The organism is Nonomuraea sp. NPDC050556, assembly GCF_044457355.1.
In the GTDB taxonomy this organism is placed as follows: domain Bacteria; phylum Actinomycetota; class Actinomycetes; order Streptosporangiales; family Streptosporangiaceae; genus Nonomuraea.
In genome coordinates this window covers 314,830-327,240 of record NZ_JBITGU010000001.1, presented here as the reverse complement: position 1 = coordinate 327,240, position 12,411 = coordinate 314,830, and the positions used below count along the sequence as shown (strand labels likewise).

Below are 12,411 nucleotides of genomic sequence, written 5' to 3'. Positions count from 1 at the left end.
GCGGTATGCGCCTGCTGCGGCGCGAACTCACCTACTTCCGTGCCCAGCTCACCGCCCTCGCGGAACCCGGCTCGCGCCAGCGCCTCGAACTGCTCCAGATCGCCAAGGCCACCCTGGCAGCGGTTCTGGCCTGGCTGCTGGCCGGGATCCTCCTGGCGCACGAGAGCCTGTGGATCGCCCCGGCCACCGCCGTCATCATGGTGCACGCGACGGTCTACCAGACGCTCACCAACGGGCTGCGCAAGGTCGCCGCGGTGGCCGCCGGTGTCATCCTGGCCGGCGGCATCGGGCACCTGATGGGCCTGACGGCGCTCAGCCTGGCCCTGGTCATCCCGCCCGCCCTGGTCGCCTCCCGCTGGCACCGCATGGGCAGGCACGGCACCGACCTGGCCACCACCGCCGTGCTCCTGCTGTCCTTCGGCGCCGGTTCCCAGGACCGCTACCTCGCCTCCTACGTGCTGGCCACCGCCGTCGGCGCCCTGTGCGGGGCGGCGGTCAACACCCTGTTATGGCCGCCGCTCTACCGCAGCCGGCCGTACGTCGCCCTGCAACGGCTGGGCAGGCGCGCCGCCGTACTGCTCCACGACGTGGCCACCGCCGTCGAGCGGCCCTGGGACCTGAGCGAGCTGCCCGACTTCGACCGCGGCGCCCAGCGCCTCGACGAGCAACTGACCATCGCCGGTACGGCTGTCGCCGACGGCAAGGAGAGCCGCCGCTACAACCTGCGCCGCCTGACCAGCCCGGCAACCGTCGACCACGGGCCGGCGCTGGCCGCCATGGCCACGATCGCCCAGCACGTCCACACCATCATCCGCGCTCTGACCCATCTGGATCCCGAGCACGTCAGCGACGAGTACGCCCGCGACTACGCGCAGCTGCTGCACCTGCTCGCCGACCTCATCGGCGCCCGGGTCGACGACCCGGACGACGTCGGCGCGCAGCGCGAACTCCACCAGCGCGCCCACGCCCAGACCGTCCGCATCCACCGGCAGATGAGCACCGAGATCCGGAACGGGGACGTCGACCACCCCGACGGCTGGGCCGTCAGCGGCAGCCTCCTCACCGAGGCTGAACACCTCCTCACCCTCCTGGAGCCGACTCAAGGGGTCAGCTTGCGGGGACCGGGAAGCTGACCGGGCTGCGATGCCCCTGCCTGTCGATGGCGCGGACGCCGAACTGGACGTTGTCCTTGGACATGCCCTCCACGGTGAAGCTGGTGACATTTCCGACAAGGCGGGAATCGGTCCAGGTCGGTTCCGTCGTGGCGCGCCAGACCACCTCGTACCCCGAAATATCGGGTTCCGGGTTGGCGTCCCACCGCAGATCGGTGTCGTTGGTGAGCCGCGTGGTCACGATCGCCGTGTTGCGCGGAGCGCGCGGGCCGCGGGCCAGCGCCGCCAGCGCCGCCACGTTCACCTGCGCCACCCGGGCCACGTAGTCGAACTCCACGAACCGCGCCAGATCACCGAACTGCACGCCGTTCTCGACCCGGACGTCCTGGTGCTGGTGCGCGTAGTCCTCGTGGACCTCGGTGAATCGCACCGCGGCGAACCCCTGCTGCAGGAACGGGATCTGGTCGCCGCCGCGCAGGTACCGGTCACGGCGGTTGTACGGCCTGGCCTCGAAGGAAGGCACGTAGGTCCGCGCCGTCTCGGTGACGAAGCGGCCGAGCTGCCGCGACACCCCGTCGCTCTCGCCGCCGACCGCCTGGCGCACGGCGGCCTGGGCCGGGGTCTCGGAGGTGGGTACGCCTTCGGAGAACACCCGGACGGCGCGCGGATCGCGGCCGTTCTCCCCTCGGCGCTGCCCACGATGTCGTTGGTGAACATGCCCTGGACGTCGACGTTGTTCTGCTTGGCGAGCGCCGCGTAGTGCGCGGAGCCGTACAACCCCTGCTCCTCACCCGCCACGGCCATGAACACCACGGTCGCGTCGAACGGGTGGGCGGCCATGACCCTGGCGGCCTCGATGGCGACCGCCACGCCCGAGGCGTCGTCGTCGGCGCCGGGCGCGTCGCAGGTGGCGTCCATGACGTCGGTGCAGCGCGAGTCGTAGTGACCGCTGACCACGTAGGTGCGGCCCGCCGACTCGGCCTGGGTGCCGCGCAGGGTCGCGACCACGTTGGTGATCACCGTCGGCTGCGGGATGCGCGGCGAGACCGGCTGGGTGAACGCCCGCTTCTCGACGGTCATCCGGCCGCCCGAGGTCGCGGCGATCCGGGAGAACTCGTCGTAGATCCAGTCCCGGGCGGCGCCGACGCCGCGGGCCGGGTCGTCCTGGCTGGACAGCGTGTGGCGGGTGCCGAACGAGGCGAGCTTGGCGATGGTCCTGCTGATGTTCCCGGCGTCGACCCGGCGGACCATCTGCTCGATCTCCCGGTCCTTGGGGGGTACGGCGGAGCTGGGCGGGGACAGGACGCCGGTCAGCAGGACGGCGGCCGTCACGGGTAACAGGAAACGGGTGGGTTGCAGTGCCATTGCGCACGGCTCCTCTCCGGCGAGGGCAGGCAACACCGCCACCGTACGGCCGGGCCGTACACCCGAACAGGCCCGAACGTTAGGCCGCACCCAGCGAGGGCAGTGTGCCGTCCGCGAAGTCCCGTGACCGGAAGGGCCTCCCCATGACCACTCCCCTGCGCCACGACACTCACGTCAGGATCAGGTCGTTCCTCCTGATCTTCCTGTTCGTCCTCGCCGCCCTGGGCCTCGTCGCCAACGACGGAGGTGTCGCGTCCATCGCCCTGCTCCTGGCCCTGCTGACGATCGTGGACATCTCGCTCGACGCGTTCGAGCGCCAGGCCAGACGGTCAGGAAGAGTCCGCTGACGAGACCGTCCTCCCCTGGAGGGCGCGCCGGAAGTCGTGCGCCGAGTCCGCGGGAAGGACCGACAGCGCGGCCGATCTCCGTACGGCCAGCAGGCCGTCGAAGCCTTCCCGCGCGGCGGCCGCCGCGCCCCTGTCGATCTCGGCGACGAGCGGGGTGACGAGGTCGCGGTCGAGGATCGCGGCGGTGTCCATGATGAGGTGGATGTCGGCGGTGTCCAGGTACAGCAGCTTCGCGCGGCATTCACCCCAGCTCGCCGTACCCTCAGGACGTTCTGCCACGTGCCACGCGGTCACCCGGTCGGGGAACCGTTCCGCCTGGTCGTGCAGCGCGGTCCCGGCGCCGTCGACGTCGCCCAGGTCCAGGGCGAGCACGTGCGCGGTGGTGTGCGTGACCAGCGCCTCGACGCAGGCGCGGACCTCGTCGGGGTTTCCCGCGACGAGGAGTCCTGCGGTGACGGTCAGATCCGCGGTCTCCACGCGCTGTCGTTCGTGGACGAGGCCCGCGTCGTCGAGCCGGTTGGCGGCCAGCGTCCCGTCCCAGAGGCGCTGGGCGTGCATCATGTCCTCCTGGACGGCGCCTCGCTGCTCGGGATCGCCGGAGAAGCCGAGCCCGTCCGCCGGATTCGCCTCGGCAGCCCGGGTGGGCCGGTCGTGCTGCTTGCCGGAGTGCTGCGTTGACGGGGCGAGATCGGTGTCGCGCCCGGTCCCGGAGACGCCCGCGATGCCATCCGCTGATGGGGTTTTCGGCGATTCATCGGTGACCGCGGAGATCGGGATGGATCGGACCGTCGGCCATACGGTGAATGTCGTCATGGTCATCTCCTCCAGATAGGACCTGCTTTCACCCCCGCTGCCCGGGTGTGGCGGAGCAAACCCATGTTTTGGCTGGTGAGGGAGGGAAGTGGAGGGAGGTGAGGCGATCGTCGACAGTCCTAACCGCGCTTCTCGCGCTGCTCGTGGCGGGTTGCGCGTCAGCGGATCCCGGGCCGGCGCGGGTGGCGGGCGCGTTCTCCGTCGCCGTGGACCACGGCCGGTGGGAGCAGGCGTGCGGGCTGCTGTCGCAGCAGGCCCGCGACGGGGTGGAGACCGGAGGCCGGACGTGCGCTTCCGCGCTCGAGGAGCTGCGCCTGCCGGGCGGGGCGCCCAGGGAGGCGCGGGTCTTCGGTGACGAGGCCCAGGTACGGCTGGCCGGGGACACCGTGTTCCTGCACCGGTTCGGCGACCTGTGGCGCGTGCACGCCGCCGGGTGCGAGCCACGCGCCGGCCTGCCGTACAGGTGCGAGATCGGGGGGTGAACGGTGAAGATCATGTTCGTGGCGACGGTGGTGATCATCGGACTGGGGCTGATCTACATGATCGCCATCGGGGTGCTGGGCCGATGAGGCGCTTCGTCCGCGGCAACGCGCTGAGCCTGTTCTTCCTGTCCGGATTCCTGATCACCCTGGTGGGGCAGTCGGTCGCCGGGACGGCCGACCACAACGCCCGGCAACTCGCCGAGGGCGGCTCTGCGGTGTCGTGGGTGGCGTACGTGACCTCCTCCGACTTCGCCGTCGACGTGGCCGAGAACTGGCAGTCGGAGTACCTGCAGTTCCTGCTGTTCATCATGGCCACCGTGTGGTTCGTGCAGCGGGGCTCGCCGGAGTCGAAGAAGCCCGGGGAGGAGGGCCGCGGCCGTGCGAGGGGGCTTTACGCGAACTCGCTCGGGCTGGTCATGGGGCTGATCTTCCTGCTGTCGTGGCTGGCCCAGTCGATCGCGGGCACGGTCGCCTACGACAACGAGCGCCTGGCCCAGATGCTGGATCCGGTCGGCTGGGGTGGGTATGTGACGTCGGCCGACTTCTGGAACAGGACGCTGCAGAACTGGCAGTCCGAGCTGCTGGCCGTCCTGTCCATGGTGGTGTTCACCATCTACCTGCGGCAGGCCGGTTCGCCGGAGTCCAAGCCGGTGGACGCCCCCGGTTCCAGGTGTGCCGAGCGCCCTGACGGGTAGCCCAGGGCGAACCAGAACACGTCTCTCCCCGAGGATCATCGTGTCGTCCCACTCCACCGCATGGTTCGGCGAGGCCGCCTGCCTCGACGAGGAACCTGAGCTGTTCTTCCCCCTCACCGACAGAGGACCGGGACACGTTCAGTACGAACGGGCGAAGACCGTCTGCCGCCGCTGCCCGGTGCGGGCCGAATGCCTGGAGTTCGCGGTGCGCACCCGGCAGGAGCACGGCGTCTGGGGCGGCACCGACCCCACGGAACGCAGCTCCCGGCGCAGCGCTGTACGCGGTCGTTAACCGGCTTTGAAGAAGCGGCGCAGGTGCTCGGCCAGGTCTTCCGGGGCCTCCTCTGCCATGTGGTGCCCCGAGTCGATCCGTTCGCCGCGCACGTCGTCGGCCCATGACCGCCAGATCGCGAGCGGGTCACCGTACAGCTCCTCCATGTCGTCCCGGCCCGCCCAGAGGAACAGCACCGGGCAGGTGATGCGCCGGCCCTCCTCGCGGTCGGCGTCATCCGCCGCACGGTCGACGCCCAGCCCCGCCCGGTAGTCCTCGCACATGGCGTGCACGGTTGCCGGATCATGGATGGCGTTGCGGTAGTCCTCGTACGCCTCGGCGCCCATTTCCTCCGGGGTTCCGCGATACCAGGCGTCCGGGTCGGCGTTGATGAGGGGTTCTGCCGGTTTGGCTGTCTGGCCGAGGAAGAACCAGTGCCACCACCGCGCCGCGAAACGCGCGTCGGCTCGCGCGAGCGCCTCGCCGATCGGCACCCCGTCGAGTACGGCCAGCCGCGTGATCGCCGCCGGGTTGTCCAAGGCCAGGCGTTGTGCCACGTAGCAGCCCCGATCGTGGGCCTGGGGCGCGCGCATCACGGCGAGGGCGTCCCTGGCCATCGCCCGCTTGGAGTACGGCTCGTGGTCGTCGGTGGTGGGTGGTTTGGCGGAGCGGCCGTATCCGCGCAGGTCGGGGCAGACGATCGTGAAGTCCTGGGCCAGCAGGGGGGCCAGCCGGTGCCAGGTGGCATGCGTGCGCGGATGGCCGTGGAGAAGGAGGACCGGGGGGCCGGAGCCTCCGTGCCGTACCTCCTCCGTGGGCACTGACTCTGTCGCGAAGCCTTCGAACATCCTCCCCACCTGCCCACGGAATGAGCCTGATCTCCTCGGGTAGGCACGGTTCATGGGGGCGACGATGGACTTGCGGCGCAGCACGCCGGACGAGCCGGGCATCACGCGTCGGCGCCGCGGTCGCGGGTTCAGCTACCACTTTCCCGACGGCCGCAAGGTCAGGGACCTGCGGATCCTGGCCAGGATCAGGGCGCTGGCGATCCCTCCCGCCTGGCGCGAGGTGTGGATCTGCCGCACGGCCGACGGGCATCTACAGGCGGTGGGCACCGACGACGCCGGGCGGCGGCAGTACCGCTACCACGACGTGTGGCGCGCCGAGCAGGATCGGCTCAAGTTCGACCGGGTCGTGGAGATGGCGGGGCGGCTGCCGGACTTCCGGAGGCGGGTGGACGAGCACCTGGCCCAGCGCGGTCTGACCCGCGAGCGGGTGCTGGCCGCCGCGGCGCGCATGCTCGACCTGGGGCTGTTCCGGGTGGGCGGCGCGGAGTACGACTCCTTCGGCCTGGCCACGCTCAGAACGGAGCACGTCACCTGCACCGGCGACGACGTGGTGTGCTGTTACGAGGCCAAGGGCGGCAAGGAGCAGGAGATCCGGATCACCGACCCGCAGGTGCGCAAGGTCGTCACCGCCCTCCTGCGTGCGGACGAGGACGGCGGGGAGCTGCTGCGCTACCGCAACGGGTCGGGCTGGTCCGACGTGCGCAGCGAGGACATCAACGACTACCTGCGCGACGTGCTGGGGGGCGAGGTGTCGGCGAAGGACTTCCGCACGTGGCACGCCACGGTCCAGGCGGCGGTCATCCTGGCCCGCGCTCCCCGCGCGAGGGGCAGGACGGGGCGGCGGCGTGCCGTGCGCGAGGCGATGGAGGAGGTCGCCGACCTGCTGGGCAACACGCCCGCGGTCGCTCGGGCCTCGTACGTCGATCCGCGGGTCATCGACGCCTACGAGCACGGCCGCACGGTGTCGGCGGGCCGATCGGTGGAGCATGATGTCATTCGCTTGCTGGGCGGCTGAACACTTTGTGCTTCGTCGTTGGTCAGACCTGGGCCATGTCCGGCGGATCGCACGGCCAGGGTACGGCTCGAGCGGAGCCGCTCCATGCGGGAAGCCGGGCTCCCCCATGGACCCCGGTCGATTTCGACCTTCGTCGGCTGAAGCGGCTCGCCCATACGCCTCGCGGTCACTTGGGCTCAGCCTCCCAGGCGACTCCTTGACGCTCGACGAGCTGCTGGCGCACTGGCTCAACCCGAGAACAGTGATCGCTGAAGGCAGCGAATCACGTTGCCGTCGCCTGGGGTCAGCGGGGATATCGCTAGGCCCCTGCGTGTCTTTGGACAACCGAGAGCTGTTTATGGACTGACAGATTTTGAAATCTGTCAGTCCATATGCCATAGTTGCCCTATGAGAACCCTTGGAACCACAGGACCCCAGGTGTCAGCGCTCGGACTCGGATGCATGGGCATGTCCGACCTCTACGGCCCCGCAGACGAAGCGGAGTCCGTCGCCACCATCCACGCCGCCCTCGACGCGGGCATCACGCTCCTCGACACCGGCGACTTCTACGGCATGGGCCACAACGAGCTGCTCATCCACGACGCACTCAAGACCCGCGACCGCGACAACGTGCAGATCAGCGTGAAGTTCGGCGCCCAGCGCGACTACGAGGGCAACTGGCTCGGCTACGACGGCCGCCCGAACGCGATCAAGACCGCGCTCGCCTACACCCTTCGCCGCCTCCGCACCGACCACGTGGACATCTACCGCATCGCCCGCCTGGACCCCGACGTCCCCATCGAGGAGACCATCGGCGCCATGTCCGAGCTGGTGGACAAGGGGCAGATCCGCCACATCGGCCTCTCCGAGGTCGGCGCCGACACCATCAGGCGCGCGCACGCCGTACACCCCATCAGCGACCTGCAGATCGAATACTCGCTGCTCTCCCGCGACATCGAGCCGGAGATCCTCCCCACCTGCCGCGAGCTCGGCATCGGCATCACCGCGTACGGCGTGCTGTCCCGCGGCCTGCTCAGCGGCCACTGGACCCAGGACCGCCAGCTCGCGGCCGGCGACTTCCGCGCGTACAGCCCCCGCTTCTCGGGCGACAACCTCCAGCACAACCTCACGCTGGTCGAGTCCCTGGGCGAGGTGGCCAAGGCCAAGAACGCCACGATCGCGCAGGTGGCGATCGCGTGGGTGCTCGCCCAGGGCGACGACATCGTCCCGCTGATCGGCGCCCGCCGTCGCGACCGCCTCACGGAGGCACTGGGCGCGCTCGACCTGCACCTCACCGCGGAGGACTTGGCTGGCATCGAGTCCGCCCTCCCGGCGGGCGCAGCCGCCGGAACCCGCTACGCCGCCGCGCAGCTCGCCCACATGGACAGCGCCAAGTAACCCACCGCCATGCCCGCACGGACAGTGCCAAAGCAACCCACCGCGATGCCTGTCAACCCCTACTCCGCGTTCGCACAGCACCTGGACTCAGAAGAGCAACGTGCGCGAAGGGGCCCAGGGCTGCACACCCGGGGCAGCGCGTCCGGCGCAGGAGTGTGTCTGTGTGCGGCAACGCCGTGTGCCCGCGCTCAGCCGCACGCGAGGTTGCACGTCCGAGAGCGGCAGCGCCCGCTCGCCTGTACACGGGGTTACGAGTCTGCGTGTGATCGAGCTCAGCCGTACAGAGCGTTGCGTGTCTGGGGCGGCAGCGCTGTGTGATCGCGCTCAGCCGTACACGGGGTTGTGTGTCTGCGCGTGGCGGCGCTGTGTGATCGCGCTCAGCCGTACACGCGGTTCTGTGTTGGCGGTGGCGCGCGGGGTGGGGTGGTCGGTGCGTGGAGGACGGGGTGTTGACAGATGACAGAATCTTTCACATGACAGACGGCGTCTTGACTTCCGAGCAGATCCTCACGACCGCTGAGGAGGTCTTGCGGCGGTTCGGGCCTGCCAAGACGACGGTCGTGGACGTCGCGCGGGCGTTGAGTGTCAGCCACGGGAGCGTCTATCGCCACTTTCCCAGCAAAGCGGCGCTGCGGGAGGCGGTTACTCAGCGTTGGCTCGATCAGGCGCAGGGGCCGCTGACGACGATCGTCAATGAGCAGGGGCCTGCGGTCGCGCGGTTGCACAACTGGTTGGCGGTGCTGTTCGCGGCCAAGCGGAAGAAGGCGCTCGACGATCCTGAGCTGTTCGCGACGTACATGGTTCTCGTCAGTGAGGCCAGTGATGTGATCGAGCGGCACGTCGGGGAGCTGGTCGGGCAGATCGAGCGGATCATCGCCGATGGGGTGCGTCGGCGCGAGTTCGACGTGGTGGAGACGGGGGCGGCGGCTCGAGCGGTGTTCGATGCGATGGTCAGGTTCCACAATCCCGTGCATGCGGCGGAGTGGTCGGAGCCGGGGATCGAGGAGGCGTTCGACGCGGTTTGGTCGTTGGTGCTTTCCGGGCTCGCGCGTCGCTGAGCGCTCGGATGACCGGCGGGCGCTCGTCGTACTGAGCCCGCGTCCTCGCGCTGAGCGCGGGTCGTCTCACTGAGCGGGCGCTCGTCGCACTGAGCTCGCGTCGTCGCACTGAGCTCGCGTCGTCGCACTGAGCTCGCGTCGTCGCACTGAGCTCGCGTCGTCGCACTGAGCTCGCGTCGTCGCACTGAGCAGGCGCTCGTCGCACTGAGCGGGAGTTTCCGGATGCCGAGCGGGGCTCGTCGCTGAGCTCGCGTCGTCGCACTGAGCGGACGCTCGTCGCACTGAGCGGGAGTTCCGGATGCCGAGCGGGCAAGCGGGCGGTGCGCTACCGGACGAAGGGGCCGCGGAGTCAGCGTGTGCTCACGAAGACCTGGGTGACTGGGCGTTGAAGGCGGCTTCGGTGGTGTGCTTCAGGTATTGGTTGCGGGTTTCTATGAGCTTCGTCATGTAGCGCTTCAGGATGAGCCTCTCGGCGATCCTTCCGAGCACCCCCGCGGGGGCGGTGAAGGCGACGATGTCGTGCATGGTCGTCCCGCCGTTTCCGTCGTCGGCGAAGTAGTGCTCGTGGCGCCAGCGCCGGAACGGGCCCTTCACCTGCTCGTCCACGAAGAACGACGGTGGTTCGCAGGCGCTGATCGTGGAGGTCATGTGCCAGTACACGCCGAAATGGCGGGCTCGCCAGGTCACCTGGTCGTTCAGCGTCATGTGTCCGTACGTGACCCCGCCCACCGCTCGTTCGGCGGTCTTGCCCATGGACTCGGTGTGAGCCTCCACCGAGAGCGACGCCTTGAAGACCTGCTCCGGCTGTGCGGCTATGTGCGTACGGACCTCGAATCGCGTCACGAAACCACCCTATTCACCCCAAGTCCTTCCAGATCGAGGAGGGGCAGGTGGTCGATCATGAGGCGTCGGTATGAGGCGAGAGGCTGCATGGCTACCCGGTGGCGAGCCGTAGAAAGGGGCTTTGGGGTGAGCCAGGTGGCCGCTTCTCGGCCCGATCAGGTCAGGTAGATACGGCCAGATCATGCCAGGTGGTTGTGTCACTGCACTATCAGGCCAGGTGGCAGCGTCACTGCGCGATCGGGCATCGTGGGACCGCCGTCGGCACTGGCCAGGTGGTCCTTCAGCTCTCGATCGCGGAATGCGCGACCCGGCTTCGTCTCCACATCGTCGCGCCAAGGGCGATGCTCCACAGCTGCACCACGATCGACACCAGCGCGCCGTACAACAAAGCCCCAGGAAACAGCGTCGGCTGGAACAGCAGCGCGCCCGCCGCGACCGCGGTCAGCGCGCCGATCGCCACCGCGCTCCACCCCAGCCACCCCGCATACCCGTCGCGGCCGAGCGCGTAACCGAGGAGGATCAGCGTCACCCCCCACAGGATGATGATCGACGTCAGCGACGTGCCGCGCAGGATGGCGAACGCCGTGTGCGCGACGAGTTCGAGGCCCGCCTGGTCGGCGGGCGCGGCGTTGGCGTAGGTGTGGGCGAGGTCCTGGCCGGTGACGCCGTCGATGGTGAAGTCGGTGATGAAGATCGCGGCGCCGATGAGGGTGGCCGCTCTGGCGAGCCGTCCGGAGAGTACGGCGAGCGGATCGGACAGCGTGCCCGTCAGCGCGACGACCCCGCCCGCCCACAGCAGAACGCCGGCGATCGTCCCGAGGTGCACACCGGCGTAGAAGGGGTGATGCGCGATGAAGCGCAGCGCAGCGGGTGCGTCGGCGGCGGGCAGGTCGCCGTGCGCGAGGCGGAACCCGCACACCGCGACCGCTCCGACGGTGATGGCGATCGCGCCGAGCCGCAGGTCAGGTCGGTAATCCATGATGATCACTCCCATATCCAGCCAGGCCGCCTTCGAGCAGGTCGAGCGCGCGGGAGAAAGCGTCGGCGACGCCGCCCTCCACCGGATCCGTCTCGAACCCGGCGCGCAACGCGCCCACGAGGGCGACGGCCACGATGAACGGTTCAGGAGCCGCGCCGCCCGCCTGCTCCGCCAGCACCTCGGTCAGGGCGCGTTCGTACCGAACGGTCATGGCCTGCTGGTGCAGCAGCAGCGTGGGGCTGGCGTTGACCATCCGGCGGAACGCGGCCCGAGCGTCGCTCGGATGCCCCTCCCCCATCCGGTCGGCCATTTCGGCCAGGGCTTTTCGCATGGCCTGCAGCGCGGACTGTCCCGGTGGCCGTTGGCGCAGGGCATCGACCAGGCCGTCGAGCACGGTTTCGTCGTCGTCGAAGACCAGGTGGGCCTTTGTCGGGAAGTAGTTGTAGATGGTCTTCTCGGACACCTCGCAGGCCTCGGCGATCTGCACGACGGTGATCCGGTCGAAACCGTGCTCGGTGAACAGCGTGCGCGCCGTGTCGCCGATCAGGCGGCGGGTGCGCTGCTTCCTGCGCTCGTTCAGTCCGGCCATGCGCGGTCTCATTTGTTACAGTCTCTGAAAACTTACAGGCCCTGTAAAGGGAGTCCGGTCAACCTGCACAGGGCGGCGAAGCCGTCGTCCGTTCCTGGCCAATGACGTCGTACGGCGGGCAGCCCGGCTCGGCGCACCACCGAACGCAGGACGAAGGTCACGATGATCGCGTCGTCTGCGTAGCCGAGGACGGGGATGAAGTCGGGGATGAGGTCGATGGGGAGGGCGAGGTAGGCGAGCAGCAGCGCCAGCCGTACCCGGACACCTCGGGGAAGGTCGCGGTCGGCGGCCAGGCGGCGGATCAGGCGCAGGACGTCGGGCAGCAGCCGCAGCGCCTCGCGGAGCAGGGTGCCACGGGGGCGGATCACGGCGAGGGCGGCGATGAGCACGAGCCAGGCGACCAGCAACGCGACGGCGACCCCGATCAGCAGATCCCAGCCCCAGGATCCGGTCATGTGGTTTCGCTTCTGGGTCGCGCGTCACCTGTCACGCGTGGATCGTATCCACCCGCCGCGCCCCCACCCGCGTGCATGGATGGGCCTTTGAACCTGAGCGCACCCCGAAATGATGTCCAAGGAAGGGCCGGGCTGAGAAGGGACAGCTCACGTGGGGGCGAC

At 69.5% G+C, this 12,411-nt stretch carries 16 protein-coding genes; 8 read left to right on the top strand and 8 right to left on the bottom strand.

Annotation, left to right across the window (positions count from 1 at the left end):
• Positions 1 to 5: 5 nt before the first annotated feature.
• The gene (locus ACIBG8_RS01580; protein WP_397340487.1) at positions 6 to 1,133 is read left to right on the top strand and encodes an aromatic acid exporter family protein; all 1,128 of its coding nucleotides are present in this window, start codon (positions 6 to 8) and stop codon (positions 1,131 to 1,133) included.
• Here ACIBG8_RS01580 and ACIBG8_RS01575 read toward each other — a convergent pair.
• Both ACIBG8_RS01575 and ACIBG8_RS01570 read right to left on the bottom strand, forming a co-directional pair.
• The gene (locus tag ACIBG8_RS01575; RefSeq protein WP_397340486.1) at positions 1,108 to 1,476 is read right to left on the bottom strand and encodes a M28 family metallopeptidase; all 369 of its coding nucleotides are present in this window, start codon (positions 1,474 to 1,476) and stop codon (positions 1,108 to 1,110) included. The genes ACIBG8_RS01580 and ACIBG8_RS01575 overlap by 26 nt on opposite strands.
• Complete coding sequence (locus tag ACIBG8_RS01570; protein ID WP_397340485.1) at positions 1,413 to 2,477, bottom strand: M20/M25/M40 family metallo-hydrolase; 1,065 nt, start codon at positions 2,475 to 2,477, stop codon at positions 1,413 to 1,415. The genes ACIBG8_RS01575 and ACIBG8_RS01570 overlap by 64 nt, the downstream gene beginning before the upstream one ends.
• A gap of 143 nt (positions 2,478 to 2,620) precedes the next feature.
• On the opposite strand from ACIBG8_RS01570, the gene ACIBG8_RS01565 reads away from it, so the two are divergent.
• Complete coding sequence (locus tag ACIBG8_RS01565) at positions 2,621 to 2,824, top strand: hypothetical protein (protein WP_397340484.1); 204 nt, start codon at positions 2,621 to 2,623, stop codon at positions 2,822 to 2,824.
• Here ACIBG8_RS01565 and ACIBG8_RS01560 read toward each other — a convergent pair.
• Entirely contained in the window at positions 2,807 to 3,637 is an 831-nt protein-coding gene (locus tag ACIBG8_RS01560) for a hypothetical protein (protein ID WP_397340483.1), read from the bottom strand. The two genes, ACIBG8_RS01565 and ACIBG8_RS01560, sit on opposite strands and share 18 nt — an antisense overlap.
• Before the next feature lie 98 nt (positions 3,638 to 3,735).
• Between ACIBG8_RS01560 and ACIBG8_RS01555 the strand changes: the two genes are divergently transcribed.
• The 3 genes from ACIBG8_RS01555 to ACIBG8_RS01545 all read left to right on the top strand — a co-directional run bounded on the left by ACIBG8_RS01555 (position 3,736) and on the right by ACIBG8_RS01545 (position 5,106).
• Positions 3,736 to 4,119, top strand: coding sequence for a hypothetical protein (locus ACIBG8_RS01555; protein ID WP_397340482.1), 384 nt, complete (start codon positions 3,736 to 3,738; stop codon positions 4,117 to 4,119).
• 83 nt (positions 4,120 to 4,202) lie between these two features.
• Positions 4,203 to 4,814: a DUF6766 family protein gene (locus ACIBG8_RS01550; protein ID WP_397340481.1), complete on the top strand. Its 612-nt coding sequence runs from the start codon at positions 4,203 to 4,205 to the stop codon at positions 4,812 to 4,814.
• Positions 4,815 to 4,854: 40 nt separating this feature from the next.
• Positions 4,855 to 5,106 (top strand): WhiB family transcriptional regulator, encoded by a 252-nt coding sequence (locus tag ACIBG8_RS01545; protein WP_397340480.1) that lies wholly within the window; start codon positions 4,855 to 4,857, stop codon positions 5,104 to 5,106.
• On the opposite strand, the gene ACIBG8_RS01540 is transcribed toward ACIBG8_RS01545, so the two are convergent.
• Positions 5,103 to 5,933: an alpha/beta fold hydrolase gene (locus tag ACIBG8_RS01540; protein WP_397340479.1), complete on the bottom strand. Its 831-nt coding sequence runs from the start codon at positions 5,931 to 5,933 to the stop codon at positions 5,103 to 5,105. The genes ACIBG8_RS01545 and ACIBG8_RS01540 overlap by 4 nt on opposite strands.
• A gap of 64 nt (positions 5,934 to 5,997) precedes the next feature.
• Between ACIBG8_RS01540 and ACIBG8_RS01535 the strand changes: the two genes are divergently transcribed.
• The 3 genes from ACIBG8_RS01535 (at position 5,998) to ACIBG8_RS01525 (ending at position 9,383) form a co-directional block, all read left to right on the top strand.
• Positions 5,998 to 6,948: a DNA topoisomerase IB gene (locus ACIBG8_RS01535; RefSeq protein ID WP_397340478.1), complete on the top strand. Its 951-nt coding sequence runs from the start codon at positions 5,998 to 6,000 to the stop codon at positions 6,946 to 6,948.
• Positions 6,949 to 7,335: 387 nt separating this feature from the next.
• Positions 7,336 to 8,325 carry an aldo/keto reductase gene (locus ACIBG8_RS01530; protein ID WP_397340477.1) on the top strand — a complete coding sequence of 330 codons (990 nt, stop codon included), beginning with the start codon at positions 7,336 to 7,338 and terminating at the stop codon, positions 8,323 to 8,325.
• Positions 8,326 to 8,798: 473 nt separating this feature from the next.
• A complete protein-coding gene (locus tag ACIBG8_RS01525) occupies positions 8,799 to 9,383 on the top strand; it encodes a TetR family transcriptional regulator (protein ID WP_397340476.1) in 585 nt (194 codons plus the stop codon).
• A 360-nt stretch (positions 9,384 to 9,743) separates the two neighbouring features.
• Here ACIBG8_RS01525 and ACIBG8_RS01520 read toward each other — a convergent pair whose 3' ends face one another.
• The 4 genes from ACIBG8_RS01520 to ACIBG8_RS01505 form a co-directional block, all read right to left on the bottom strand.
• Positions 9,744 to 10,226 (bottom strand): SRPBCC family protein, encoded by a 483-nt coding sequence (locus ACIBG8_RS01520; RefSeq protein ID WP_397340475.1) that lies wholly within the window; start codon positions 10,224 to 10,226, stop codon positions 9,744 to 9,746.
• 280 nt (positions 10,227 to 10,506) lie between these two features.
• Positions 10,507 to 11,205 (bottom strand): hypothetical protein, encoded by a 699-nt coding sequence (locus ACIBG8_RS01515; protein WP_397340474.1) that lies wholly within the window; start codon positions 11,203 to 11,205, stop codon positions 10,507 to 10,509.
• Positions 11,189 to 11,806, bottom strand: a complete 618-nt coding sequence (locus ACIBG8_RS01510) for a TetR/AcrR family transcriptional regulator (RefSeq protein ID WP_397340473.1) — start codon at positions 11,804 to 11,806, stop codon at positions 11,189 to 11,191. The genes ACIBG8_RS01515 and ACIBG8_RS01510 overlap by 17 nt, the downstream gene beginning before the upstream one ends.
• Positions 11,807 to 11,826: 20 nt before the next feature.
• Entirely contained in the window at positions 11,827 to 12,249 is a 423-nt protein-coding gene (locus ACIBG8_RS01505) for a YkvA family protein (RefSeq protein WP_397340472.1), read from the bottom strand.
• Between the last annotated feature and the right edge of the window lie 162 nt (positions 12,250 to 12,411).

Coding starts and splice junctions, on each gene's coding strand:
- ACIBG8_RS01580 (WP_397340487.1), top strand. CDS start 6: ATGCGCCTGCTGCGGCGCGAACTCACCTACTTCCGTGCCCAGCTCACC.
- ACIBG8_RS01570 (WP_397340485.1), bottom strand. CDS start 2,477: ATGGCACTGCAACCCACCCGTTTCCTGTTACCCGTGACGGCCGCCGTC.
- ACIBG8_RS01565 (WP_397340484.1), top strand. CDS start 2,621: ATGACCACTCCCCTGCGCCACGACACTCACGTCAGGATCAGGTCGTTC.
- ACIBG8_RS01560 (WP_397340483.1), bottom strand. CDS start 3,637: ATGACGACATTCACCGTATGGCCGACGGTCCGATCCATCCCGATCTCC.
- ACIBG8_RS01550 (WP_397340481.1), top strand. CDS start 4,203: ATGAGGCGCTTCGTCCGCGGCAACGCGCTGAGCCTGTTCTTCCTGTCC.
- ACIBG8_RS01540 (WP_397340479.1), bottom strand. CDS start 5,933: ATGTTCGAAGGCTTCGCGACAGAGTCAGTGCCCACGGAGGAGGTACGG.
- ACIBG8_RS01535 (WP_397340478.1), top strand. CDS start 5,998: ATGGACTTGCGGCGCAGCACGCCGGACGAGCCGGGCATCACGCGTCGG.
- ACIBG8_RS01530 (WP_397340477.1), top strand. CDS start 7,336: ATGAGAACCCTTGGAACCACAGGACCCCAGGTGTCAGCGCTCGGACTC.
- ACIBG8_RS01525 (WP_397340476.1), top strand. CDS start 8,799: ATGACAGACGGCGTCTTGACTTCCGAGCAGATCCTCACGACCGCTGAG.
- ACIBG8_RS01515 (WP_397340474.1), bottom strand. CDS start 11,205: ATGGATTACCGACCTGACCTGCGGCTCGGCGCGATCGCCATCACCGTC.
- ACIBG8_RS01510 (WP_397340473.1), bottom strand. CDS start 11,806: ATGAGACCGCGCATGGCCGGACTGAACGAGCGCAGGAAGCAGCGCACC.
- ACIBG8_RS01505 (WP_397340472.1), bottom strand. CDS start 12,249: ATGACCGGATCCTGGGGCTGGGATCTGCTGATCGGGGTCGCCGTCGCG.